This is a genomic window from Glycomyces lechevalierae, assembly GCF_027622945.1.
Taxonomy (GTDB): Bacteria; Actinomycetota; Actinomycetes; order Mycobacteriales; family Micromonosporaceae; genus Glycomyces; species Glycomyces rutgersensis.
The window spans coordinates 1-23,066 of the sequence record NZ_JAPZVQ010000028.1; the positions used below are offsets into that span (position 1 = coordinate 1).

The window sequence follows — 23,066 nt, forward strand, 5'->3', positions numbered from 1 at the left end:
TCTTCAAGTACTTGTCCAACAGCCGACCGGTCGCCTCTGAGAGGGTGCCTTCGAGGTGCCACATGCCGTTGCCGGTCTCGGTCAGTTCGAGGCGCTGGAGGGACTGCTCACCCAACTCGTCGAACAGCTCGGTCTCTTCGGCGATCGAGGCCCACAGCTCATCCAGGTGCCGCCGCAGGTCTTTGAAGGAAGCATGAGCGCAGTACTGGGCGACCATCGCCTCAGGCGTGGCGCAGAGGATGTCCGGGTCGAAGGGGGAGGGGACCGGGGTTCTGAAGGGGGTGCGGGCGAACAGGCGCATGGCCGGGGTCTGGTCGAGCTGGCGGACGGCATAGGCGACCTGGTCGATCCTGGCCGTTCCTGTCGTTGCCGCTTTGGCCAGGATCCGGAACTTCCCTGAGAGTCGGGCGATGGCCGCTATCGATCCTGCCGTGTTGTACGTGAAGTCGAACTGGGAGAGCAGGAGGTCCCTGAGGGCGGAGAACCCGAACTCGGAGCGGTGGAGGCCCTGCTCCTTCATCGCGATCACTGCGGACAGGACCTGGGTGTGGAAGGCATTGATACCGGCGGCGGCTGCATCGAGCAGGGAGCGAACCTCAGCAGCCTGGGAGCGGCGGTCAACAGGAGCAGAGAGGATCGAGGCGGGGGAGGGAGTCGGAGTGGTGTGGGTGTTGCAGTGGGCCATGGGTCTCGCCTCCTCACCTGTTCTCGAATGATCTGGCTGTTTTCGATTCCTTGTTCGTACTTCAATGATGACATCCCACCGCGACAGTGTCATCACCCGATAGAGTGAACATTCCATAAAGGACTATCGATACCCCGCCCCACCTCCACCCCCAACCTCCCTGTGGCGCAAGGTCAACCAAGGGAAGATCGCCGCCCCGCCAGCCGTGCCCCCCGCGCTGCCTGCCAGCCGCTGGGCACACCCACCCGCCCTCAGGCCTCTTTGTCGCTGCCGCCTGAACCTCAACCACCTCGGACCCGCAACCGAACGGAAGAGGCCAAGGATGTCGGTCCCTGCGGCCATAATCAAGCCCCTAGGCCAGCGCCGGCAGATCGCCGCCCGCCGCCCAACCGAAGGAGCATCATGACGAAGTACCTGATCTCGTTCCCCAGTGAGGCCATGGTGATTCCCGAGGGGGAGTTCCAGGCGGTCGTCGATGACTCCCACGCCGTCATCGAGGAGGCCAAGGCCGCAGGCGTCTACGTCTTCGGCGGCGGGCTCAACGAGGCGGTCGCGCCGGTGCTCGTCTCCGCTGACGGCGAGGTCGCCGAGGGGACGTACCCGAATCGCATGGTGCCCTGGGGCGGCTACACGGTCCTCGAGCTGCCCACCCGGGAGGCGGCCCTGGAGTGGGCCGCGAAGATCGCCGCCGCGTGCCGGTGTGCGCAGGAGCTCAGGGAGTTCATGTACGACCCGGCGAGTTGATCTGGGGCCCAACGTCCTTGGCCCCCCTCGGCTACCACTTGTAGTCGAGGAACTTGCCGTCGAAGGTGACCACGACGCGGTCGCCGTCGGGGTCGGGGCGGCGCTTGATGTCGATGTTGAAGTTGATGGCGCTCATGATGCCGTCGCCGAACTCCTCGTGGATGAGCTCCTTGAGGGCCGGTCCGTAGACGGTGACCGCCTCGACGAAGCGGTACACGGTCGGGTCGGACATCAGGGCCGGGTCGGTGCCGCGGGAGGGCTGCAACCGCAGGCTCTCCTCGACCGCGTCTTCGAGCTCGAGCAGTTCGCAGACCGCCTTGGCCTGCACCGCCGTCAAGGGATGCTGGCCGAGCAGTGCGGCCGTCGTCCACACCAGGGGCGCGTCCAGGTGTTCGGCGAGCGCGGCCCAGGTGAGGCCGCGTCGGATGCGGGCGGCGTTGACGAGGGCGCCGGCGTCGGTCTTGCTGAGGATGGGTGTCACGTCGTGCTCCTTCCGAAGGGAGCCTTCAACGTAACGGCATACCAGTAGCTCCGCCAAGCGCGGCGGCGAATGGAAACCCGATCTTCACAGTCACCGATGGGATCCCTTGTGGTGCGGGGTTTGTGACAAGGCGATCGTCTGTCGTTCACCGGCTCGAAATCCGGGTTCGGGAGACTCTGCCCGGTCCAGCCCCCCTGCCCCGAGGAGCGCCCATGTCCTATGTGAAACCGGCGGAGTTCACCGCCCGAATGATCGACGCCGGCGAGGCGAAGGTCTTCATGTCGACCCGCGACACCGTGCTGCGCGCCTTCATGGCCGGCGCGATCCTGGCACTGGCCGCGGCGTTCGCGGTCACGGTCTCGGTGAACACCGGCCAGCCGCTGCTCGGCGCCGTGCTGTTCCCGGTCGGGTTCTGCATGCTCTACCTGCTCGGCTTCGACCTGCTGACGGGCGTGTTCACGCTGGTGCCCCTGGCGCTCATCGACAAGCGCCCGGGCGTGCGGCTGCGCGGCGTGCTCCGCAACTGGGGCCTGGTGTTCCTGGGGAACTTCGCGGGAGCGTTCACCGTCGCGCTCATGATGGCCGTCATCGTCACGTACGGCTTCTCGGTGGAGCCCAACGAGATCGGCCAGCAGCTCGGGGTCATCGGCGAGAACCGGACGGTGGGCTACGCCGAGCACGGCGCGGCCGGGATGCTCACGCTGTTCATCCGCGGCGTGCTCTGCAACTGGATGGTCTCCACCGGCGTGGTGGCCGCGATGATGTCGACCTCGGTGCCCGGCAAGGTCATCGGCATGTGGATGCCGGTGCTCGTGTTCTTCTACATGGGCTTCGAGCACTCGATCGTCAACATGTTCCTGTTCCCCGCGGGCCTCATGCTCGGCGGCGACTTCTCGGTGGGCGACTACCTGATCTGGAACGAGATCCCCACGGTCGTGGGCAACCTCGTCGGCGGCCTCACCTTCGTGGGCCTCACCCTGTACGCCACCCACGCCCGCACCGGCAGCACGCGGACCCGCCCGGTCACCGCGCCGAGCGAGAAGGTCGGCGCCAGCTAGCGAGAACGAAGAAGGGGCCCCGAGAGGGCCCCTTTTTTCGTGCGTTCAGATGACCTTGGGGATGGACCCGGTGTTCGTGAGGGCCTCGTTCAGCAAGGGCCCCACCTGCATCGTGAACTGCCCGAGTTCGTACCCGAGCTGTTCGCGGTCGCACTGGGAGACGGCGAGGAGCGTCAGGCAGATCTGCGGTCCGACCGGGGCGGCCAGGAGGACGCCTTCGGCCATCTCGACGATGACCTGCTGCGTGGGGCCGTGGTCCATGGACCGGCCCGCGCCCTCGCCCATGGAGAGGAGGCCGGATCCGATGCCCGCCAGCTGGTCCGCGCGCTCCTTGGGGAGCCCGGCGGAGACCGCGAGGGGCAGGCCGTCGACGCTCACGAGGACCGCGTGGGAGAGGCCGGGGGTGCGGGCCACGAGCGAGCCGAGCAGCATGCTCAGGGAGCGCTCGTAGACACCGAGATTGGCGCTCATCGGGTCGCCATCCTCTCCGTTCTGGCGCCGGCACCGGGGCGGCCGCCGCGGGCGCGGCCCCAGCCTTTGAAGTAACCGGCGGTGTTCTGCGCCAGCACTTCCGGGTCGCGGTCGATGGGCTCGTCGAAGCGCGGGTGCTCGTCGGCGACGACCGCGCCGGGGACCAGGTTGGCCTGCGGCTTGCGGCGCGGCAGCCCGGCGGGCGTGGTCGGCTCCTCGGTCTCGGGGGCCTCGGTGACGTGGCGGGCCATGGCCCAGCCCTCGTCGCCGGGGAGGTTCCACGACTCCGGTTCGGGCTCTTCGCCTTCGGGGCGCTTGAACCAGGCGCTGCGGGCCTGGCCGAGGATCATGAGGCCGTCGTCGTCGGCCATGAGGCTGGCGACGTCGACGATGTGCACGTCGTCCTTCGGCTGCCAGGGGTGGCGGCGCGGCTCCGGGTCGGGCTGGCGCATGCTCTCGGACTGGAACGCGTCGAGGAGCGCGGGACGGGACGGCCGCTCGTTCGGCGCCGGCTGGTCCGCCTGCGGCAGCTCGGCGGGCTGGGCCCGGCGGCGCCGGCGGATGGACCGGGTGTGGCTCTCGCCGTCGACCGGCATCTGCGACTCGGGGATCACCTGCGTCGCTTCGAGATCGACGACGGAGTGGAGCTGCGAGGCCGGGTCGAGCGCGCGGAGGCTCTGGCGGTCCGGGAGGTCGCCGGGGAGGCGCACGGTGGTGTGCGTGTCGTGGCTGTGGCGGCTGGGGCCGCGGTCCTCGTCGTCCTCGTACTGCGGGCGCGGCGGCGGCGCGGCGTCGAGGCGCGGGCGCTTGGCCTGCAGGAGGCCGATGAGGCCTTCGAGCGAGCGGTCCCAGGCGGCGACGGCCTCGGCGGTGGCGGAGACGGACGGCGCGACGGAGGGATCGTCGCCGCCGCCGAGCTCGCGGATCGCCTCGGTCAGGGCCCCGGCCATGGCCGCGACCTGTCCGGGGTCGGCGACGGTGGCGAGGTCCGCGGCGAGCTCTTCGGTCGAGATCGACTGGAGCGCACCGGGCTGGGGGAGCCGGGTGAGGATCGCGACGGCGTTGGCCTCGCTCGGGTCGTCCCACGCGGCCAGCGCCGCCGGGAAGACCGCCCGCAGCAGGCACGTGAGCGCCTCTGCCGCGTCGTGGCGGGCTCTGGCGGCCGAGGCCACGGTGTCCAGGATCGGGCGCAGAGCGTTGATCTCAGGGCGCGCGGCGAAGGGCTGGCCGGAGACTTCGCCGGTGGCCATGCCGCGGGCGATGGCGATGGCGTCGTCGAGGGCGTCCTTGGAGCGGGAGGCGCGGCTGTTGGCGCGGACGACGAGCTGTCCGGCGGCTGCGGCGAACTCGGCCAGTTGGACGACGTCGCCGTCGACGGCGACGGAGACGGACTGCCCGGGGGCGGTTCTGGCGAGCAGGCTGTTGAGGCGGACCCACCCGCGGGGGTCGTCGCCGAAGGTGTCGGTGGCGATGAGGCTGCCGCCGGCCGCGACGAGCGCGACGGCGCAGGCGGTGTCGCCTTGTCCGGCTCCTGCTACCTGCTGGTCGATGGTGATGCCGCAGAACACTTGCACCCGCGGGGCTCCTCTCGTAGGGCGCACCCGGACGGGCGCCGGCCCCTGTCGGCGTGGGCCGCAGCCCCGCCTGTATTTACCAGTCCGTTATCAGTTTTCCGCAGAATACTCGGTTCTGCAAGCGGACAGTCAGTGCGGGTTCATGTACGGACGGAAGGTCATAGCACACATTTCCGTCAATTCCTTGACGGTGCCCACCAGGGGATTCCCTTATGGAATAACGGTGGATAACGCACCGGCGCCGCCGCGTGTCGGCGCGGCGGCGCAGTGCCGGAGTCGGAGAAACGGGCTCGGAGTATGAGTCCGCATGGGCTGTTCGGTTGATGCCGCGAGCGGCTAGCCGCGCCATTCCACGTGATCGTTGATCTTGGCGATGACGCCGCGCCAGGCGATGGCCGCCTGCTGGGAGTCGCTCTTCTTCAAGCGGCGCTTGGCGAGTTTGCCGCGGAACCCGCCGTCGACGACGACGCGGAAGGTCTCGTCGAGGTCGTCGAGGGGCGAGCCGGGGGCGAGGGAGGCGATGACGGAGTCGTTCTTGAGGGCGTAGCCGAGGTCGCGGCCGACTTCGGCGGCCTTGATGAGGAGCTCGGGCTCCCAGGACTCCTGGCCGCCGCGGAGGTTGGCGACGACGAGGTCCAACTCGTAGGTGTCGTCTTTGTCACACACGACGTCGTCGGCGGTCAAGCGCTCCTGGAGTTCGGCGTACTCCTCGATCACGGCGAGGTCGTGGTCGTCGTTCTCCTTGACGTAGGCGACGAGCGCGTCGGCCTCGCGGAAGACGAGCAGCTTTCCCTTGCGGGTGAGGAAGACCGGGACCTCTTCGGGTTCGGCGTCGAGGGCGTCCTCGTCCTCCTCGGCGGGGGTCTCGTCGTCGGCGAAGTCGGCCGCGTCGGGTTCGGGCGCGTCCTCGTCCTCGGGGGCGACGTCCTCCTCCTTCTCCGCTTCGCCGCCGGAGGGCGCCTCGTCCTCGGTGTCTGCTTCCTCTGCTTCCACAACGGGTTTCGCGCCGGGGAGGGTGTCCGACATCCGGTACGCGCGCAGAGTGAAACCGGAGTCCTTGCCCAGGTGGAGTTCCACCGGGTCGACGCTCATCTCGTTCCAGAGCTTGTCGGTCTCGGCGCTGCGCACCGCGCCGTCAGATTCGGCCGCCATGTCGTCCCTCCCGTAGTGATCTAGCTGGGGAACAGCCTACGACGACGCGACACGCCCGGTCGTACCCGGTAGGTCCGTATAGGAAAGGCCCCGCCCGGAAGGGGCGGGGCCGATCGCAAATGCGGCTAGTATCCGCCTCCGGCGGTCGCGGCCATCCCGGCCGGGTGCCACACGGTCTTGTACTCGGTCCACTGCCGCAGCAGGTCGAGCGAGCTGCCGCTCCGGCCGGGGCGGCGGACGACCTTGAGGGTCTCGGCCGCGGCGGCCTCCAGGTCCGAGGCGAGCGCGGCGTCGGCGACGCCGCTCAGGTCGATCCCGTTGACGTCGGCGTGCGCGGCGAGGTGCGGCGCGACCTCGGCGGCCCTGCCGCTGAGGACGTTGACGACGCCGCCGGGCAGGTCGGAGGTGGCGAGCACTTCGCCGAAGCTCAACGCGGGCAGCGGTTTCGACTCGCTGGCGAGCACGACCACGGTGTTGCCGGTGGCGATCGCGGGGGCGACGGCCTCGATGAGTCCGAGGAACGGGTCGTCCTGGGGCGCGATGACGGCGATGACGCCGAGCGGTTCGGGCGTCGTGTGGTTGAAGTACGGGCCCGCGACGGGGTTGGCCCCGCCGAGCACGCTCGTGTACTTGTCGGTCCAGCCCGCGTAGTGCACGAGCCGGTCGATCGCGGCCTCCACGGTCCCCAGGGCCGCACCGGCTTCCGCGCCCGTGGCGTCCGCGAGCTCTTCGGCGAACTGCCCGGCGCGGCCTTCGAGCATCTCGGCGGCGCGGTAGAGGATCTGGCCGCGCAGGTACGCGGTCTGGCCGGCCCAGGGCCGCTGCGCTTTGCGGGCGGCGGCCACGGCGTCGCGGCCGTCCTTGCGGCTGGCGAGCGCGGCGTTGGCCAGCTCGGTCCCGTCCGGGCTGCTCACGGGGTAGCTCCTTCCGGACTCCGAGCGCGGGAACTTCCCGCCTACGTACAGCTTGTAGGTCTTCTTCACTCTGAGACGGCCAGCGGTTGCTTTCTTAGACATCGAGGTAGGCCTCCAAGCCCTGGCGGCCGCCTTCGCGGCCGTAACCGGACTCCTTCAGGCCGCCGAAGGGGCTGGCGGCGTCGAACTGGTTGAACGTGTTGGCCCACACCACGCCCGCGCGCAGCCGCTCGGCCGCCCACAGGATCTTGGAGCCCTTCTCGGTCCAGACCCCGGCGGAGAGGCCGTACGGGGTGTTGTTGGCCTTGGCGATGGCTTCATCGGGGGTGCGGAAGGTGAGCACGCTGAGCACCGGGCCGAAGATCTCCTCCTTGGCGATGCGCATGGACTGCTGCACGCCGGTGAACACGGTGGGGCGGAACCAGAAGCCGCGCTCGGGCAGGTCGCAGGCGGGCTGCCAGACCTCGGCGCCCTCGCCGGTCCCGGTCTCGGTGAGGTCGCGGATGCGCCCGAGTTGCTCGGCGGAGTTGATCGCGCCGATGTCGGTGTTCTTGTCGAGCGGGTCGCCCACGCGCAGCGTCTCCACCCGGGCCTTCAAGCGCTCCAACACCTCTGCAGCGACGGATTCCTGCACGAGGAGCCGCGAGCCGGCGCAGCACACGTGCCCCTGGTTGAAGAAGATGCCGTTGACGATGCCCTCGACGGCCTGGTCGATCGGCGCGTCGTCGAACACGATGTTCGCGGCCTTGCCGCCCAGCTCCAACGTGAGCCTCTTCTTGGTCCCGGCGATGGACTTGGCGATCGCGCGGCCCACGGCGGTCGAGCCGGTGAACGCGACCTTGTCCACGGCGCTGTCGACCAGGGCCGCACCGGTGGCGCCGGCGCCGGGGAGGATGTTGACGACGCCCGGCGGGAGGTCGGCCTCCTGGCAGAGCTCGGCGAACATGAGCGCGGTCAGCGGCGTGGTCTCGGCGGGCTTGAGCACCACCGTGTTCCCGCACGCGAGCGCGGGGGCGATCTTCCACGCGAGCATGAGGAGCGGGAAGTTCCAGGGGATGACCTGGCCGATGACGCCGAGCGGCTTCGGGTCGCTCCCGAGGCCGGCGTAGGCGAGCTTGTCGGCCCAGCCGGCGTGGTAGAAGAAGTGCTGCGCGGCGGTCGGGACGTCGAAGTCGCGGGTCTCCTTGATGGGCTTGCCGTTGTCCATCGATTCGGCGACGGCGAACTCGCGGGCCCGCTCCTGCAGGAGCCGGGCGATGCGGAACAGGTACTTGCCGCGCTCGGTGCCGCTCATGGGGCCCCACACGGTCTCCTGGGCGCGGCGGGCCGCGGCGACGGCGGCGGCCACGTCGGCCTCGCCCGCTTCGGCGACGGTGAACAGGGCCTCCTCGGTGGAGGGGTTCACGGACTTGAAGACGGCGCCGTCGGCGGCGTCCCTGAACTGCCCGTCGATGAAGAGCCCGTAGTGCTCTCTGATCGGGGGCCGCACCGACTCGGGTGCGGGCGCGTACTCGAACATCGCTTAGTCCACCGTCACGTAGTCGGGGCCGGAGTAGTGGCCGGTCTTGAGCTTCTGGCGCTGCATGAGCAGGTCGTTGAGGAGGCTGGAGGCGCCGAAGCGGAACCACTCGTTGGAGAGCCAGTCGTCGCCGAGGACCTCGTTGACGCACACCAGGTATTTGATGGCGTCCTTGGTGTTGCGGATGCCGCCGGCCGGTTTGACGCCGACCTGGACGCCCGTGGCGGCCCGGTAGTCGCGCACGGCCTGCATCATGAGCAGGGTGACCGGGAGGGTCGCGTTCACACCGACTTTGCCGGTGGAGGTCTTGATGAAGTCGGCCCCGGCGTACATGGCGAGCCAGGAGGCGCGGCGCACGTCGTCGTAGGTGACGAGCTCGCCGGTCTCGAGGATGACCTTGAGGCGGGCTTCGCCGCTGGCGGCCTTGACGGCCCTGATCTCGTGGAACACCCGTTCCAGATCACCGGAGAGGTACGCGCCGCGGCTGATGACCATGTCGATCTCGTCGGCCCCGGCCCGCACGGCCGCTTCGGTGTCCGCGAGGCGCACGTCGAGCGGCACCTGCCCGGCGGGGAACCCGGTCGCGACGGACGCGACCTTCACGGTCGAGCCCTGCACGGCTTCAGCGGCGACGGCGACCATCGAGGGATAGACGCACACGGCCGCGGTGGCGGGGGCGTCGCCGTCGGGCCGGAGGGCCTTGGCCGCGAGCGACCGGACCTTGCCGGGCGTATCGGCGCCTTCGAGGGTGGTGAGGTCGATCATGCTGATGGCGAGGTCGATCGCCTTCGCCTTCGCGTCCGCTTTGACGGAGCGGGTGGCGAGCCCCGCCGCGCGCGCTTCGAGGCCTACCGCGTCGACGCCGGGGAGGGCGCGGACGAGGGACGCGGCCTCGGCGCCGCTCAAGATTGATCCCATGACCCGATGGTATCCGTTCGGTTGTGACGTGCGGTGCAAGGTGTGGCGACAGGCTCACATTAGCGCGGCGAACTGGGCGTTAAGGTTGGGAACCGTGGATGTCAAGATCGTCGAACACCCGCTCGCAGCCGAGCGCCTGACCGCTATGCGGGACGAGCGCTCGGACTCGCCGAGGTTCCGGGCCGCCCTGCACGAGCTCACCATGATGCTCGTCTACGAGGCCACGCGCGACGTGGCCGTGACCGAATACGAGATCAGCACGCCCGTGGCCCCGGCCAAGGGCTACCGGCTGGGGAACCCGCCGGTGCTCGTCCCGGTGCTGCGCGCCGGGCTCGGCATGGCCGACGCGGCGCAGGCGATGATCCCCGACGCCTCGATGGGCTTCGTGGGCCTCGCCCGCGACGAGGAGACCCACGAGCCGTACGCCTACATGGAGTCCCTGCCCGACGACCTGGCCGGCCGCCACGTCATCGTCCTCGACCCCATGGTCGCCACCGGCGGCTCGCTGCTGCGCTGCTGCGAGATGATCGCCGCCCGCGGCTGCACCGACATCGACCTCATCAGCGTGCTCTGCGCGCCCGACGGCATCCAGAAGCTCGACGCCTCCGGCATCGCCATGACGATGACGACCGCCGCGATCGACCCGATCCTCAACGACAAGGCGTACATCGTCCCCGGCCTCGGCGACGCCGGCGACCGCCAGTTCGGCGCCTACCGCCGCTTTTAGCTCCAAGGGCGAACGAGGGCCGGGCGCATCGCGCCCGGCCCTCATCCTTTGCGGCGCTTGGCGATCAGGGCCTCGATCCCGTCGAGGAGCCGCTGGAGGCCGAATTCGAAGGCCTCGTCGCGGCCGCCGTCGCGCACGGTCTCGGCGAACGCGGCGCCGATCGCAGGGAAGCGGTCCTCGCGGCCCCGCAGCAGACCGGCGAGCACCGCGGCCAGCGCGTCCTCGGGTCCCGCGCCGCCCGCCGCGGCGGCCTGCTCGGTCATGGCGCGGGCGTTCCCGGCCAGGACCGCGGCGGCGTCGATCGCCTCCGCGCCCGTGAGGCCGGTGCCGTCGAGCGCGGCGACGGCCCGCTCGAGCCAGTCGAGTTCGTTGGGGCCCATGACCCTCGTGCCGATCGTGGCGGCCATCGCCCACGGGTGGCGCTGGAACCGGGCCGCGAGCGCGCGCGACCAGGCCTCCAGGTCGGCGCGCCAGTGCCCGGACGCCGGGTGCGGGGCCGGCCCGATCCCGACGTCGAGCATGAGCGCGACGAGCTCGTCCTTGCCCGGCACGTACCGGTAGAGGGCCATCTTCGTGACCCCCACCGCCTCGGCGACCCGCTGCATGGTGACGGCCCCGAGCCCGTCCGCGTCGGCCGCCGCCACGCCCGCCCGGGCGATCGCCTCGAGCGTCAGTGTCGGCCTGGGGCCGCGGCGCGGCCCGGCCTGGGGCTCCCACAACAGGGCGGCCAGTGCCGCGTGCCCGGTCTGCTTCGCTGCCAAAGGATCCGCTCCCGTTCCCGCTTGACCAAAACCGTGTCCATCATATACCGTGTCTCACGGACACAGTTATTTGCAAAGGACACCACCATGCCAGCACCGCTCACCGGCCTCCGCGCCCTCGTCTCCGGCGGCGGCGTCGCCGGACCCGCCCTCGCCTACTGGCTCGCCCGCTACGGCGCCGACACCACCGTCGTCGAACTCGCCCCCGCCCCGCGCACCGGCGGCTTCGCCGTCGACTTCCGCGGCCCGACCCACCTCGGCGTCCTCGAAACGATGGGCGTCCTCGACGAACTCCGCGCCCTCCAGACCCACGGCGGCGCCATGAGCTGGGTCGACGAACACGACCGCGAGATCTTCCGCCTCCCCGAGGCCTTCGCCGGCGGCGACCTCGAAGTCCGCCGCCGCGACCTCGGCCGCGTCCTCTACGAAGCCGCCGCCGACCGCGTCGACTACCGCTTCAGCGACACCGTCACCGCCCTCGCCGAGACCGCCGACGGCGTCCACGTCGACTTCGCCCGCTCCGCATCAGGCGTCTACGACCTCGTCGTCGGCGCCGACGGCCTCCACTCCAAAGTCCGAGCCCTCGCCTACGGCCCCGAACGCGACTACGTCCGCCACCTCGACTACTACCTCGCCGGATGGGACCTGCCGAACGACGTCGGCGCCGGCGCCGTCCCGCGCCTCTACAACGTGCCCGGCCGCATGGCGAGCGTCAGCGCCCCGCTCGCGGACGGCCCCGCCACCGCGATGGCCGTCCTCGCCTCCCCCCGCATCGACCACGACTGGCACGACACCGAACGGCAGCGCCGCATCGTCACCGACGCCTTCACCGGACTCGGCTGGCACGTCCCGGCCCTCCTCGAAGGCCTCCGTACCGCGCCCGACCTCTACTTCGACGCCATCTGCCGTGTCGCCGTCCCGAAGTGGACGACGCGCCGGACCGCGCTCCTCGGCGACGCCGCCTGGGGCGTCACGCTCGGCGGCATGGGCGTGGGAACCGGGGTCGTCGGCGCCTACGTCCTCGCCGGGGAACTGGCCGCCGCCGGCGGCGACACCGCGGCGGCCCTCGCCGCGTACGAGCGCCGCATGCGCCCGTACGCCGGGCGCTGGCAGCGGGGCGCGAACCCCGGCAGGTTCCTCGCGCCCGCCACGCGGCGCGGGCTGTGGCTGCGGGACGCCATGTTCAAGCGCGCGCTGGTGCGCAACATGCTGGTCGCGAGCACGGGATCCCTGGCGGAGGACGCGGGCCTGCCCGACTACCCGGCCCTGGTGGCGGCTTGACCGGAACGGCGAAGGGGCCCGGCGCACTCGCGCCGGGCCCTGCTCCTGTCGTGCTTAGTGCGGGACGCCGAGGACGGCGGCGATCTCGGCTTTCAGGGCCTCGACGGAGGCGCGGGCGCGCTCGCGGGCGGCGGGGAGGTCGCCGCCGACGTCCTCGCGGACCTCGAGGTAGGCCTTGAGCTTCGGCTCGGTGCCGCTGGGGCGGCACACGACCCGCGCGTTGGCGGTGGTGACGGTGACGACGTCCGCGTCGGGGAGCCGGTCGAGGTACTCGGTGACGGGCTCGTCGAGGAGGCTCGTGGGCCGGTGGGCGCGCAGGCGCTTCATGCACGCGTCGATCTCGCTCAGGTCGTCGACGCGCACGGAGAGCTGCCCGGTCTCGTAGACGCCGAACTCCTCGGCGAGCTCGTCGAGGCGGTCCTGGAGGGTCGCCATGCGGGCGGCCTGGCCGGCGGCGATCTCGCTGACGACGAGGGACGCGGAGATGCCGTCCTTGTCGCGCAGGAACTCGGGGGCGACGCAGTACCCGAGGGCCTCTTCGAACGCGAACGCGAGGTCGGCGTTGGTGCGGGCGAGCCACTTGAAGCCGGTGAGGGTCTCCATGTAGCCGTGGCCGCGCTTCGCGCACATGGCCTTGAGCTGCGTGGTCGAGACGATCGTGGTCGCGTAGGTGCCCTTGTGGCCCTTGCGCATCCAGTGGTCGGCGAGGAGCACGCCGACTTCGTTGCCGGAGAGCTGGCGCCAGGTGCCGTCGCCGGCGGGGACGGCGACGGAGCAGCGGTCGGCGTCGGGGTCGAGCGCGAGCGCCACATCGGCGCCCTCTTCGATCGCGAGGGCCTTGAGCCGGTCGATCGCGCCGGGCTCCTCCGGGTTGGGGAAGGCGACGGTGGGGAAGTCGGCGTCGGGCTCGGCCTGGTCGGCGACGAGGCTCGGGGCCGGGAACCCGGCGCGCTGCATGGCCTTGACGAGCGTGGCGCCGCCGACGCCGTGCATGGGCGTGGCGACGGAGGCGAGGCGCTTGGGGTCGTCGGGGTCGACGACGGAGGCGATCGCCGTCAGGTAGTCGTCCAGGACGGACTCGTCGAGGGTCTCGCCGTCGTCGCCGAGGGGGACCTCGGAGAGCGGGCCGAGCGCTTCGATGGCGGCCTCGATCTCGGTGTCCGCGGGCGGCACGATCTGGGCGCCCGCGCCGAGGTCACCGCCGAGCTCGCGGCCGAGGTAGACCTTGTAGCCGTTGTCCTGCGGCGGGTTGTGGCTGGCGGTGACCTGGACGGCGGCCGCGGCGTCGAGCTTCGTGACGGCGAAGGCGGTCACGGGCGTCGGGAGCGGCCCGGGCATGACGAGGGCGCGGCGGCCGGAGCCGGTGACGACCCGCGCGGTCTCGGCGGCGAAGTCGCGGCTGCCGTGGCGGGCGTCGTAGCCGATGACGACGGGCCCGGCGGCGCCCTTCGCGTCGAGCCAGTTCACGAGCCCGGCGGCGGCGGCGCGCACGACGGCGAGGTTCATGCCGTTGGGGCCGGCGCGCAGCGGGCCGCGCAGGCCGGCGGTGCCGAACTTCAGGCGCCCGGCGAAGCGGTCGGCGAGCTCGGCGGCCGTCGCGGGGAGGCCGTCGAGCAGCCGGTACAGCTCGTCCCGGGAGGTCTTGTCAGGGTCGTCGGTGATCCACTGCAGCACGTCGGCGCGCAGCGCATCCAGGTTCATCTCCTCGGTCATGCGGAAATCGTCGCACACCCGCATGACGGGAGGCCGCTGTTGTGGACGGTGTGGCCTCAGCCGGTCTGGAACGACGCCACAGCCTCGTCGTACACCTCTCGTGATAGGTCCCATGTATCGGCGTCGCCGGAGACGAACACGCCGAACGTGGTGCCGTCGCCGGCGTCGGCGAGGGCGAAGACCGAGTGCCGGTCGGCGCCGGTCTCGTCGGTGTTGGTGCCGGTGTACTCGAGGACGGTGCCGTCCAGTCCGCTGAGCGTCATGTCGGTGAGCTGCACCTGCTCGAGGTTCGTCATCTCCGCGGGCAGGCCGTCCCAGTAGGCGGTGAGGTACTCCTCGGTGCCGTCGGCGCCGTTGTCGGAGCCGAAGTAGAACCGCACCCACTGGGTCTGGTCGTCGGGGTTGAAGAACGACACGAAGTCCTCGCCGCTGTCGCCCTCGGCCCAGCCCTCCGGGTAGTTCGCGGTGAAGCCGTCGCCCTCGTACGTCGCGGTCGCGAACGAGGGGCCCGAGTCGCCCTCGGCCCCTTCGGATTCGCCGCCGTCGCCCGCGGAGTCCCCACCGGCGCTGTCCGAAGCGCCCGGGTCCCCGCCCTCGCCTCCACCCGTGTCGCCGAGCAGGAGCTTGAACGCGCCCCAGCCGAGGACCAGCGCCAGCAGCACGCAGATCACGATGACCGAAGTGGACTTCCACGGGTTGCCCCGCTCCTCCTCCGGCTCCGGTTCCCGCACCTGCGGGCGGCCGCCCGTGCGCGGCGGCGAGACGTCCTCGTAAGCGGCCTGCCGCTGGAACGGCGGCGACTGCTGCGGAATCCCGCCCGTCCCCAACGGCCCGGCGAGCAGCCCCTGCAGCTCCTGCCGCACCTGCGGCAGCGGCGCGCGCTGCTGCGGGTCCTTCGCGAGCATCCCGCCGATGAGCGGCGTGAGCGGCCCGGCGTGCCGCGGGCTCTCCGGCGGCTCCTGCACGACCGCGCGCATCGTCGACACCGCGTCCCCGCGGTCGAACGGCGGGCGGCCCTCGACGGCCGCGTACAAGGTCACGCCCAGACTGAACACGTCGCTCGCGGGCTCGGCCGGATGGCCCACCGCCCGCTCCGGCGCGATGTAATGCGCTGAACCGAGCACCTTCCCGGGCGTCGTCCCGCCCGACACCTGATGCTGCTGCGCCGCACCGAAATCCGAGAGCACGCACCGCCCGTCCGTCGAGATCAGCACGTTGCCCGGCTTGATGTCGCGGTGGATGATCCCCGCGTCGTGCGCGGCCTGCAGCGCCCCCACCAGCGCCAGCCCGATCTTCGCCGCGACCCGCGGCGCGAGCGGCCCGTCCTGCGTCAAGATCTCCGCCAGACTCCGGGCCTGCAAGAGCTCCATGACGATCCACGGCAGCCCCGCGTGCTCGACCACGTCGAAGATGCGGATGATCGACGGATGCGACAGCGCCGCCGCGATCTGCGCCTCCCGGCGCGACCGGTCGATGAGCTGCACCCGCTCCTGCGGCGGCAGGTCCGGCGGCAGGAACACCTCTTTCAACGCCACCTCGCGGCGCAGCACCATGTCCTGGGCGCGCCACACCGACCCGTTGCCGCCCTTGCCGACCAGGTCCACGAGCTGATACCGCTCCGCCACCAGATCGCCCGGCCCCGCCCGGTTCCCCGTGCCCGCCGGACCCCCGCGCGGCCGCCCGCCCTGGCCGCCCACCGCGAAACTCTGCCCGAGATTCCCGTAGTTGCCGTACGAGGAACTGTGCCGGTACGACGAGTCGCCGTACGAATCACCGCCGTACGCGTCCCGGTTGAACCCCGGATTCGACTGCCCGAAACCCGACTGCCCCAACCCCGGATTCGACTGCCCGTACTGCGGATTCGACGGCCCGGGGGAGTACTGCTCCCGGCCCGGACCGGGATCCGGCGACCGGTACGGGTCGGATCCGCTGAACCGCGCGCCGAACGACGGATGCGGATCGCGGCCGCCCGGCTCCGAATCGTACGATGCACCGTAGAACCCCTGGGCCCCTTGGGGCCCTTGAGGTTCAGGGGAGTACCGCGGGGACGGTACCGCGCCGGGGCGGGGGTCCTCATATGCTCCGGGACCACCGCGACCGTAGTCAGATGAGTACGTCATTCGGCCACTCCTCGCGAGGGATCCCCACTAGTCTGCCGTGTCCGGGCCGACCGGTCGGTACCGGGTTTGCGTAACCGGTCGCGAACGGTGTCGTAAAGGGCGGGCCGGACCGGGCGCGGCAACGCCCCCGGGAACGGGGCAGCGCTTCCCGAAGACGCAGTTCGCCCCCTAGGATGGCAGCCATGCAGTCGTCACCGCAAGGCCACGACGGGATCGAGATCCGACCCGTCTACGGACCCGGCGACGCCGCCGCGGACCTCCCGGAACGACTCGGCGAACCCGGGTCCTTCCCCTACACGCGCGGCGTCCACCCCTCCATGTACACCTCGAAGCCCTGGACCATGCGCCAGTACGCCGGCTTCGCCACCGCCGCGGAATCCAACCGCCGCTACCGCGACCTCCTCGCCGCCGGCACCACCGGACTCTCCGTCGCCTTCGACCTCCCCACCCAGATGGGCTACGACTCCGACGCCCCCGAAGCCGCCGGCGAAGTCGGCAAAGTCGGCGTCGCCGTCGACTCCCTCGCCGACATGCGCGTCCTCTTCGGCGGCATCCCCCTCGACGAGGTCTCCACCTCCATGACCATCAACGCCCCCGCCGCCGTCCTCCTCCTGCTCTACCAACTCGTCGCCGAAGAACAAGGCGTCGACCCCGCCGCCCTCCGCGGCACCGTCCAGAACGACATCCTCAAGGAGTACATCGCCCGCGGCACCTACATCTTCCCGCCCGCACCCTCGCTCCGCCTCGTCGCCGACACCTTCGCCTACTGCGCCGCCGAACTGCCGCAATGGAACACCATCTCCATCTCCGGCTACCACATGGCCGAAGCCGGCGCCACCCCCGCGCAGGAACTCGCCTTCACCCTCGCCGACGGCATCGAATACGTCAACTGCGCCATCGCCGCCGGACTCGACGTCGACGCCGTCGCCCCCCGCCTCTCCTTCTTCTTCGTCGCCCGCTCCCGACTCCTCACCGAAGTCGCCAAATTCCGCGCCGCCCGCCGCCTCTGGGCCCACATCATGCGCGACCGCTTCGGCGCCCAAGACCCCCGCTCCATGAAACTCCGCTTCCACACCCAGACCGCCGGCGTCGAACTCACCGCCCAGCAACCCGAGGTCAACCTCGCCCGCGTCACCGTCCAAGCCCTCGCCGCCGTCCTCGGCGGCACCCAGTCCCTCCACACCAACGCCTACGACGAGGCCATCGCCCTCCCCACCGACGCCTCCGCCCGCCTCGCCCTCCGCACCCAGCAGGTCATCGCCGGCGAAACCGACCTCACCGAGACCGTCGACCCCTTCGCCGGCTCCTACGCCGTCGAAGCCCTCACCGACGCCGTCGAAGCCGAAGCCGAACGCCTCATCGACGCCGTCTTCGCCCACGGCTCCGTCGTCGCCGCCATCGAAGCGGGCTTCCAGAAGAGCGAGATCGAACGCAGCGCCTACGAGACCGCCAAACGCATCGACAGCGGCGAGCAGACCGTCGTCGGCGTCAACGCCTACACCCTCAACGGCGACGAAGCCCCCTACCAGCCCCTCAAAGTCGACCCCGCGATCGAAGCCGCCCAGGTCCAACGCCTCGCCGCCCACCGCGCCGGCCGCGACGCCGCCGCCCTCGACACCGCGCTCGCCGCCGTCAAAGCCGCCGCCGCCGGCACCGACAACGTCCTCTACCCCCTCAAAGCCGCCCTCGCCGCCGGCGCCACCGTCGGCGAGGTCTGCACGGCCCTCGCCGACGAATGGGGACGGTACATTCCGACCGACAACTGGTGACCTCTTCGTCACTCCCCGCCGAAGCGCACAACGGGTCTGTCGCCGACCCTTCGTCACCGGGAAACACTGGTCCGCGGACGCGCAGTGCCCGCTTTGCGCGTCCGTGTTCTGTATGAAAACCGGATCGCGGCCGTAACTTATCGGCTCGGCAAGCGTTATGCCTCATGACGGCGGGTACGGCTATAGGGCCGTGACCGATCGTCGTGTAACCGTCACCACTGGCGCGGGGACCTGGTGACGGCGACCGAGCGTCGCAAATCACGGCGCTGGCCGCAACGGAGTGCGATCGGATTAAGCTTGCCGGATCGCCCTCCATTGGCTTTGATCCTCGAACGCGAATTGCGAGGCGCGAAGGAATGTTTACGCTCACTGCGGAGAAAGTCGTCGAGATGGGTACCGCCACAAAATCCAATGAGCCACTGCCGAGCGCCATCGCGCCGGAGTCGTGTCTCGTGGTGCCCGGCGCCCTCCCCTCGTTCGACGGTTCCGGCGATGCCGCTGAGGAGCAGGCCATGTCCACGTCGCTGCCCGAGTTCCTGGACGGGTGGCTGGCCGCCCACGCCGGCGAGGTCATCGCGGCCCGCCGCCACATCCACGCGAACCCGCGCCTGTCCCGCCAGGAGCACGACACCGCGAACTACGTGGCCGCGCTGCTCCACGATGCCGGGCTCGACCCGCAGATGATCCCCGACGGCACCGGCCTCACCTGCGACATCGGCACCGGCGACCGGGTGATCGCCATCCGCGCGGACATGGACGCCCTGCCGATCCACGACCCCAAGCAGGTCCCGTACCGCTCGACGGTCGACGGCGTCTGCCACGCCTGCGGGCACGACGCCCACACGGCGATGCTCATCGGCCTCGGCCGCGTCCTCGCCGAGCTCGAGCGCCGCGAGGGCCTCTCGGGGCGGTTCCGGCTCGTCTTCCAGCCGTCCGAGGAGCAGTTCCCGTCCGGCGCGCCCACCATGATCAAGTACGGGGCGCTCACCGATGTGGCCGCGATCTTCGCGTTCCACTGCGACCCGCAGTTCCAGGCCGGCCAGATCGGCGTGCGCAACGGGCCGCTGACGGCCGCGTGCGACGTCATGGAGGTCCGCATGTCGGGCCGCGGCGGCCACACCTCCCGCCCGCACCTGACCTCCGACCTCGTCAACGCCATCGGGCGCGTCGTCGTCGACGTGCCGGCGCTCGTCAACCGCCGCCTCGACCCGCGCCAGTCCGTCGCGATCGTCTTCGGCGCCGTGCAGGCCGGCGAGGCCGCGAACGCGATACCGCAGGAGGCCCTCGCGCGCGCCACCGTGCGGGTGCACGGCCACGAGACCTGGGAGATGATCCCGGACCTCGTGCAGGAGGTGACCCGCTCGGTCGCCCGCGCCTCGGGCGTCGAATGCGAGATCGAGTACCGCCGCGGCGTGCCGCCGGTCGTCAACGACCGGGCCGCCTCCGCGATGTTCGCCGGCGCCACTGCGGCCGCGCTCGGCGACGACGCCGTCGCCGAAGCCCCGATGTCCATGGGCGGCGAGGACTTCGCGTACTACCTCGAGCAGGTCCCCGGCGCCATGGCCCGCCTCGGCGTCGGCCGCCCGGGGGAGCGCCTCGACATCCACCAGGGCGAGTTCGACATCGACGAGACCGCCCTCGCCCACGGCATCCGCGTCATGACCCACACGGTCCTCGCCGCGGCCGCGAGCCCGGCCTTCTAGAAGCGACGGCATCGGGGGGGAGTCGCGGTGCGACTCCCCCCGATCGTTTTGCTGCGTTTCCAAGGCTGCCGTTCCCAAGAACGTGAACGGAGCGTCCCGGCAAATCGGACACCCGGGGACCCCCGTTTTCAACGCTACGCACCGGGTACGACAACCCGCCGCCCCGCGCAAACATGAACGGAGCGTCCACCACAAATAGGACATCCGAAGCGCCCCCGGCAAACCAAGCTACGCGCCGGGACCGACATGGCCGCCCCGGTGGGCCCGGCTATTCCGCCGTGGGCCGCTTCCGCAGCGTCTCGACGTAGTCCTGCGGGGCGCCGGCCGCCTCGGCGGCGCGCATGATCTCGTCCAGGTACCACTGGCTCGGCAGGCCGCCCTCGAAACCCTCGAAGACGTAGAGCCACACCTGCCGGTTGGCCTCGAGCGTCGCCGCCTGGGTGTGCATCTTCCGGTAGAGCCCCGAGTTCAGGCCCTCCAGTTCGTCGAGCACCTGGCGGTCCGCCGGATCGAGGTCGTAGAGCGCCACGAACACCCGCTCGCCCGGGGACTCGACGACCGTGGCCACCGCCGTCTCCGAACCGAGGTCGGCGTTGCCGAAGGTCAGGCGCCAGCCTTCCAGCCAGCCCGTACCCACCAGCGGCGACCGCGGGCACGTGGCGCGCATTCGGGCAGGGTCGAGATTCGAGCCATACGCGGCATAGAGATGCACGACTCGAAGATACCCTTAAACCAGCCCGCACTGAAGCATCCCGAACACCGAAAGGCGCACCGTGGCACGAGTAGCGATCATCGGAGGAGGCCCGGCCGGGTACGAAGCCGCCCTCGTGGCGGCCCAACTCGGCGCCGACGTCACCCTCATCGAGGCCACCGGGGCCGGCGGCGCCTGCGTCCTCTCCGACTGCGTCCCCTCCAAGACCTTCATCGCCGCCTCCTCCGTCCTCACCGAGATCCACGAGTCCAGCGAACTCGGCGTCGGCACCAAGGAGGCCACCGCCGACCCCGCCGCCGTCAACGGCCGCGTCCGCCGCCTCGCCACCCAGCAGTCCGCGGACATCGCCCAGAAGCTCGTCAACGCCGGCGTCGACATCGTCTACGGCCGCGGGGCGCTGCGCGTCGACAAGGGCTACAACTACCTCCACGAGCTCCACATCGTCCCCGTCGAAGGCGACCCCTACGAGACCGACGCGGACGTCATCCTCATCGCCACCGGCGCCACCCCCCGCACCCTCACCTCCGCTCCCGTCGACGGCGAGCGCATCCTCACCTGGCGCCAGCTCTACGACCTCAAAGAGCTCCCCGAGCACCTCATCGTCGTCGGTTCCGGCGTCACCGGCGCCGAGTTCGCCTCCGCGTACCTCGCCATGGGCTCCAACGTCACCCTGATCTCCTCCCGCGACCGCGTCATGCCCCACGAGGACGCCGAGGCCGCCGAGACCGTCGGGCGCGTCTTCGTCCGCCGCGGCATGGACGTCCGCAACCACTCCCGCGCGGCCGCCGCCCGCCGCACCGAGAACGGCGTCGAGGTCGAACTCGACGACGGCACCGTCATCGAGGGCAGCCACGCCCTCATCTGCGTCGGCTCCATCCCCAACTCGGACAACCTCGGCCTGCACGCCTACGGCGTCAAGATCGACGACCGCGGCTTCATCCCCGTCGACAAGGTCTCCCGCACCAACGTCCCCGGCGTGTACGCCGCCGGCGACGTCACCGGCGTCCACGCCCTCGCCTCGGTCGCCGCCATGCAGGGCCGCATCGCGATCTGGCACGCCCTCGGCGAGGCCGTGCGCCCCATCAAGCTCGCGCACGTCGCCGCCAACGTGTTCACCGACCCCGAGCTCGCCTCCGTCGGCGTCACCCAGGCCGACGTCGACTCCGGCAAAGTGGACTGCCGCGGCGTGCTCCTGCCGTTCGCGTCCAACCCGCGCGCGAAGATGGTCGACCGCACCGAGGGCTTCGTGAAGCTCTTCGCGTGGAACTCCTCCGGGATCGTCGCCGGCGGCGTCGTCGTCGGCTCCCGCGCCTCCGAGCTCATCACCCCGATCGCGCTCGCCGTGGAGCAGCGGCTCACGGTCGAGCAGGTCGCGCGCACGTTCACGATCTACCCGTCCCTGTCGGGCTCGGTCGCCGAGGCCGCCCGCCAGCTCATGGAGTTCTGAACCGGCACAGGCGAAAGGGCCCGCGGCGGCAGCCGCGGGCCCTTTCGCCGTCTCGGGGGACTAGTCGATCGCCTCGACGCGCAGGTGGCGCAGCAGGTGCACGTCCGTCGAGCCGCCGGTCGAGGACGCGAAGCCGAACTTGAACGTCTCGGGCATGATCTCGGGCACCGTCGACTCCAGGACCCGGGTCCAGCCGTTGCCGTCGGTGAAGTCGATGTCGACGGTGACCCTCGCGTGGTCGCCCTCGTCGATGACCTTGAGCTTCACCAGGCGCTTGGACTCCTCCAGCGAGTCGAGGGTCAGCGATTCGGGGAAGTCCGTGCCGTAGATCTTCCCGTCCGGATAGGTCCCGATCTGCTCCTCGGTGGCGGTGGTGTCGAGCAGGCAGTAGCCCTCCATGCCGTCGCCGGGGCCGCGCAGCGCCACGTTGTTCGGCGCGCGGTTCGCCGTGACCTGCAGGAAGTCGGGGGCCCGCTGGTCCTCCGGGCAGCCGCTGCCGCGGCCCTCGGTGTCGGCCGAGAAGTTGCCCCAGGCGTCCAGGCCCAGGCCCAGGTAGCCGCCCGCGACACCGGGCTGGGTGACGCCCGTGTTGTCGTTGTCGATCTGGGCGTAGCCGAGGCTGCCGCCGATCGCGCCGGTCTCGGTCAGGTCGGTGTCGCCGTCGACGAGGAAGAACGAGATGCCGTCGGCGCCGGTGCCGCCGTACTGGAACTGCGCGAAGGTCACTTCGATGCCGTTCCGCGACGGCAGGGCGTCGTTGTAGACGATCCCGCCGGCGTTGTACTTGCTGGTGTCGGTGAACTGGAGGTAGCCGTGCGGCTTGCCCGCGGTCGGCACCGGGCCGGTGTCCTGGTCGGCGCAGGAGTCGAACGCGTCCTCGCCGACGAGCTCGGTGGCCGCCGTCAGGCAGGCGTTGAGCGAGGCGAAGTTCGCGTCCCCCACGGTCTTTCCGGTGAAGCTCTCCGAGACCAGCAGCGACTTCTCCTCTGCTCCGGCTTCGGCCCCGGCCCCGGCGGTCGCGGGCAGTGCCGCGAGTGCGGCCGCGAGCATCATCGAACCCGCCCCGAACCTGACAATGCGTTTCACAGCTGCTCCTTCGGTCTGTGGCGCGGCGCCGACGGCGCCCGCGGGAGAACGGCCGCCGGAACCGGGGCCGATTACAGAACGAAGTTATATGACTACATTGGGCAATGAGCCCTGTTCGGGTAAGAGAGCACCGTCCACACGGGCCGCGGGGGGGGGCGCCCCCGCCCCCCCCCCCCCCCCGGGCCCCCCCGGGGGGGCCGGCGGCGCCGGGAGGGGGCCCCCCCCCCGGGC

At 71.0% G+C, this 23,066-nt stretch carries 20 protein-coding genes; 7 read left to right on the forward strand and 13 right to left on the reverse strand.

Annotated elements, in window-relative coordinates; translation table 11 throughout:
- On the reverse strand, positions 1-685 hold a 685-nt coding region (locus O2L01_RS25290; RefSeq protein WP_270124831.1), incomplete at its 3' end, for a hypothetical protein.
- A 402-nt stretch (positions 686-1,087) separates the two neighbouring features.
- Between O2L01_RS25290 and O2L01_RS25295 the strand changes: the two genes are divergently transcribed.
- On the forward strand, positions 1,088-1,429 hold the full coding sequence (locus O2L01_RS25295; protein ID WP_270124832.1) for a YciI family protein: 342 nt from the start codon (positions 1,088-1,090) through the stop codon (positions 1,427-1,429).
- A gap of 31 nt (positions 1,430-1,460) precedes the next feature.
- Here O2L01_RS25295 and cynS read toward each other — a convergent pair whose 3' ends face one another.
- Positions 1,461-1,910 carry a cyanase gene (gene cynS, locus O2L01_RS25300; protein WP_270124833.1) on the reverse strand — a complete coding sequence of 150 codons (450 nt, stop codon included), beginning with the start codon at positions 1,908-1,910 and terminating at the stop codon, positions 1,461-1,463.
- Positions 1,911-2,122: 212 nt separating this feature from the next.
- Here cynS and O2L01_RS25305 point away from each other — a divergent pair, with 212 nt between their 5' ends.
- A complete protein-coding gene (locus O2L01_RS25305; RefSeq protein WP_270124834.1) occupies positions 2,123-2,968 on the forward strand; it encodes a formate/nitrite transporter family protein in 846 nt (281 codons plus the stop codon).
- Positions 2,969-3,013: 45 nt separating this feature from the next.
- Here the strand turns inward: O2L01_RS25305 and O2L01_RS25310 are convergent, their stop codons facing one another.
- From O2L01_RS25310 to deoC, 6 genes are all read right to left on the reverse strand, one after another.
- On the reverse strand, positions 3,014-3,439 hold the full coding sequence (locus O2L01_RS25310) for a roadblock/LC7 domain-containing protein (RefSeq protein WP_205328069.1): 426 nt from the start codon (positions 3,437-3,439) through the stop codon (positions 3,014-3,016).
- On the reverse strand, positions 3,436-5,013 hold the full coding sequence (locus tag O2L01_RS25315; RefSeq protein WP_270124835.1) for a hypothetical protein: 1,578 nt from the start codon (positions 5,011-5,013) through the stop codon (positions 3,436-3,438). Before O2L01_RS25315 ends, O2L01_RS25310 begins: the two co-directional genes overlap by 4 nt.
- A 336-nt stretch (positions 5,014-5,349) precedes the next feature.
- Entirely contained in the window at positions 5,350-6,165 is an 816-nt protein-coding gene (locus O2L01_RS25320; RefSeq protein WP_270124836.1) for a hypothetical protein, read from the reverse strand.
- A 125-nt stretch (positions 6,166-6,290) separates the two neighbouring features.
- Positions 6,291-7,181, reverse strand: coding sequence for an aldehyde dehydrogenase family protein (locus O2L01_RS25325; protein WP_270124837.1), 891 nt, complete (start codon positions 7,179-7,181; stop codon positions 6,291-6,293).
- A complete protein-coding gene (locus tag O2L01_RS25330) occupies positions 7,174-8,598 on the reverse strand; it encodes an aldehyde dehydrogenase family protein (RefSeq protein ID WP_270124838.1) in 1,425 nt (474 codons plus the stop codon). Before O2L01_RS25330 ends, O2L01_RS25325 begins: the two co-directional genes overlap by 8 nt.
- Before the next feature lie 3 nt (positions 8,599-8,601).
- Positions 8,602-9,516 (reverse strand): deoxyribose-phosphate aldolase, encoded by a 915-nt coding sequence (deoC, locus tag O2L01_RS25335; protein WP_270124839.1) that lies wholly within the window; start codon positions 9,514-9,516, stop codon positions 8,602-8,604.
- A 94-nt stretch (positions 9,517-9,610) separates the two neighbouring features.
- Here deoC and upp point away from each other — a divergent pair, with 94 nt between their 5' ends.
- The gene (gene upp / locus O2L01_RS25340; protein WP_270124840.1) at positions 9,611-10,243 is read left to right on the forward strand and encodes a uracil phosphoribosyltransferase; all 633 of its coding nucleotides are present in this window, start codon (positions 9,611-9,613) and stop codon (positions 10,241-10,243) included.
- Between the two features lie 41 nt (positions 10,244-10,284).
- On the opposite strand, the gene O2L01_RS25345 is transcribed toward upp, so the two are convergent.
- A complete protein-coding gene (locus tag O2L01_RS25345) occupies positions 10,285-11,004 on the reverse strand; it encodes a TetR/AcrR family transcriptional regulator C-terminal domain-containing protein (RefSeq protein WP_270124841.1) in 720 nt (239 codons plus the stop codon).
- A gap of 87 nt (positions 11,005-11,091) precedes the next feature.
- Here O2L01_RS25345 and O2L01_RS25350 point away from each other — a divergent pair, with 87 nt between their 5' ends.
- Positions 11,092-12,285: an FAD-dependent monooxygenase gene (locus tag O2L01_RS25350; RefSeq protein ID WP_270124842.1), complete on the forward strand. Its 1,194-nt coding sequence runs from the start codon at positions 11,092-11,094 to the stop codon at positions 12,283-12,285.
- Between the two features lie 54 nt (positions 12,286-12,339).
- Here the strand turns inward: O2L01_RS25350 and O2L01_RS25355 are convergent, their stop codons facing one another.
- Together O2L01_RS25355 and O2L01_RS25360 are read right to left on the reverse strand one after the other, a co-directional pair.
- On the reverse strand, positions 12,340-13,998 hold the full coding sequence (locus O2L01_RS25355; protein ID WP_270124843.1) for a phospho-sugar mutase: 1,659 nt from the start codon (positions 13,996-13,998) through the stop codon (positions 12,340-12,342).
- Positions 13,999-14,054: 56 nt separating this feature from the next.
- Positions 14,055-15,830, reverse strand: a complete 1,776-nt coding sequence (locus tag O2L01_RS25360; protein WP_270124844.1) for a serine/threonine-protein kinase — start codon at positions 15,828-15,830, stop codon at positions 14,055-14,057.
- 470 nt (positions 15,831-16,300) lie between these two features.
- Here O2L01_RS25360 and O2L01_RS25365 point away from each other — a divergent pair, with 470 nt between their 5' ends.
- Positions 16,301-17,887, forward strand: a complete 1,587-nt coding sequence (locus tag O2L01_RS25365; RefSeq protein ID WP_270124845.1) for an acyl-CoA mutase large subunit family protein — start codon at positions 16,301-16,303, stop codon at positions 17,885-17,887.
- Positions 17,888-18,399: 512 nt separating this feature from the next.
- Positions 18,400-19,590, forward strand: a complete 1,191-nt coding sequence (locus O2L01_RS25370) for an amidohydrolase (RefSeq protein WP_270124846.1) — start codon at positions 18,400-18,402, stop codon at positions 19,588-19,590.
- Positions 19,591-19,858: 268 nt separating this feature from the next.
- On the opposite strand, the gene O2L01_RS25375 is transcribed toward O2L01_RS25370, so the two are convergent.
- Positions 19,859-20,302: a gamma-glutamylcyclotransferase family protein gene (locus O2L01_RS25375; protein WP_270124847.1), complete on the reverse strand. Its 444-nt coding sequence runs from the start codon at positions 20,300-20,302 to the stop codon at positions 19,859-19,861.
- A gap of 61 nt (positions 20,303-20,363) precedes the next feature.
- On the opposite strand from O2L01_RS25375, the gene O2L01_RS25380 reads away from it, so the two are divergent.
- Positions 20,364-21,749 (forward strand): NAD(P)H-quinone dehydrogenase, encoded by a 1,386-nt coding sequence (locus tag O2L01_RS25380; RefSeq protein ID WP_270124848.1) that lies wholly within the window; start codon positions 20,364-20,366, stop codon positions 21,747-21,749.
- Between the two features lie 60 nt (positions 21,750-21,809).
- Here the strand turns inward: O2L01_RS25380 and O2L01_RS25385 are convergent, their stop codons facing one another.
- Complete coding sequence (locus tag O2L01_RS25385; protein ID WP_270124849.1) at positions 21,810-22,835, reverse strand: L-type lectin family protein; 1,026 nt, start codon at positions 22,833-22,835, stop codon at positions 21,810-21,812.
- Positions 22,836-23,066 lie beyond the last annotated feature (231 nt).

Bases quoted from the DNA above. Each gene is read 5' to 3' on its own strand.
- O2L01_RS25355 (WP_270124843.1), bottom strand. From the start codon at position 13,998: ATGACCGAGGAGATGAACCTGGATGCGCTGCGCGCCGACGTGCTGCAG.
- O2L01_RS25310 (WP_205328069.1), bottom strand. From the start codon at position 3,439: ATGAGCGCCAATCTCGGTGTCTACGAGCGCTCCCTGAGCATGCTGCTC.
- O2L01_RS25370 (WP_270124846.1), top strand. From the start codon at position 18,400: ATGTCCACGTCGCTGCCCGAGTTCCTGGACGGGTGGCTGGCCGCCCAC.
- O2L01_RS25325 (WP_270124837.1), bottom strand. From the start codon at position 7,181: ATGTCTAAGAAAGCAACCGCTGGCCGTCTCAGAGTGAAGAAGACCTAC.
- O2L01_RS25295 (WP_270124832.1), top strand. From the start codon at position 1,088: ATGACGAAGTACCTGATCTCGTTCCCCAGTGAGGCCATGGTGATTCCC.
- O2L01_RS25330 (WP_270124838.1), bottom strand. From the start codon at position 8,598: ATGTTCGAGTACGCGCCCGCACCCGAGTCGGTGCGGCCCCCGATCAGA.
- O2L01_RS25365 (WP_270124845.1), top strand. From the start codon at position 16,301: ATGCAGTCGTCACCGCAAGGCCACGACGGGATCGAGATCCGACCCGTC.
- O2L01_RS25350 (WP_270124842.1), top strand. From the start codon at position 11,092: ATGCCAGCACCGCTCACCGGCCTCCGCGCCCTCGTCTCCGGCGGCGGC.
- O2L01_RS25305 (WP_270124834.1), top strand. From the start codon at position 2,123: ATGTCCTATGTGAAACCGGCGGAGTTCACCGCCCGAATGATCGACGCC.
- deoC (WP_270124839.1), bottom strand. From the start codon at position 9,516: ATGGGATCAATCTTGAGCGGCGCCGAGGCCGCGTCCCTCGTCCGCGCC.
- O2L01_RS25320 (WP_270124836.1), bottom strand. From the start codon at position 6,165: ATGGCGGCCGAATCTGACGGCGCGGTGCGCAGCGCCGAGACCGACAAG.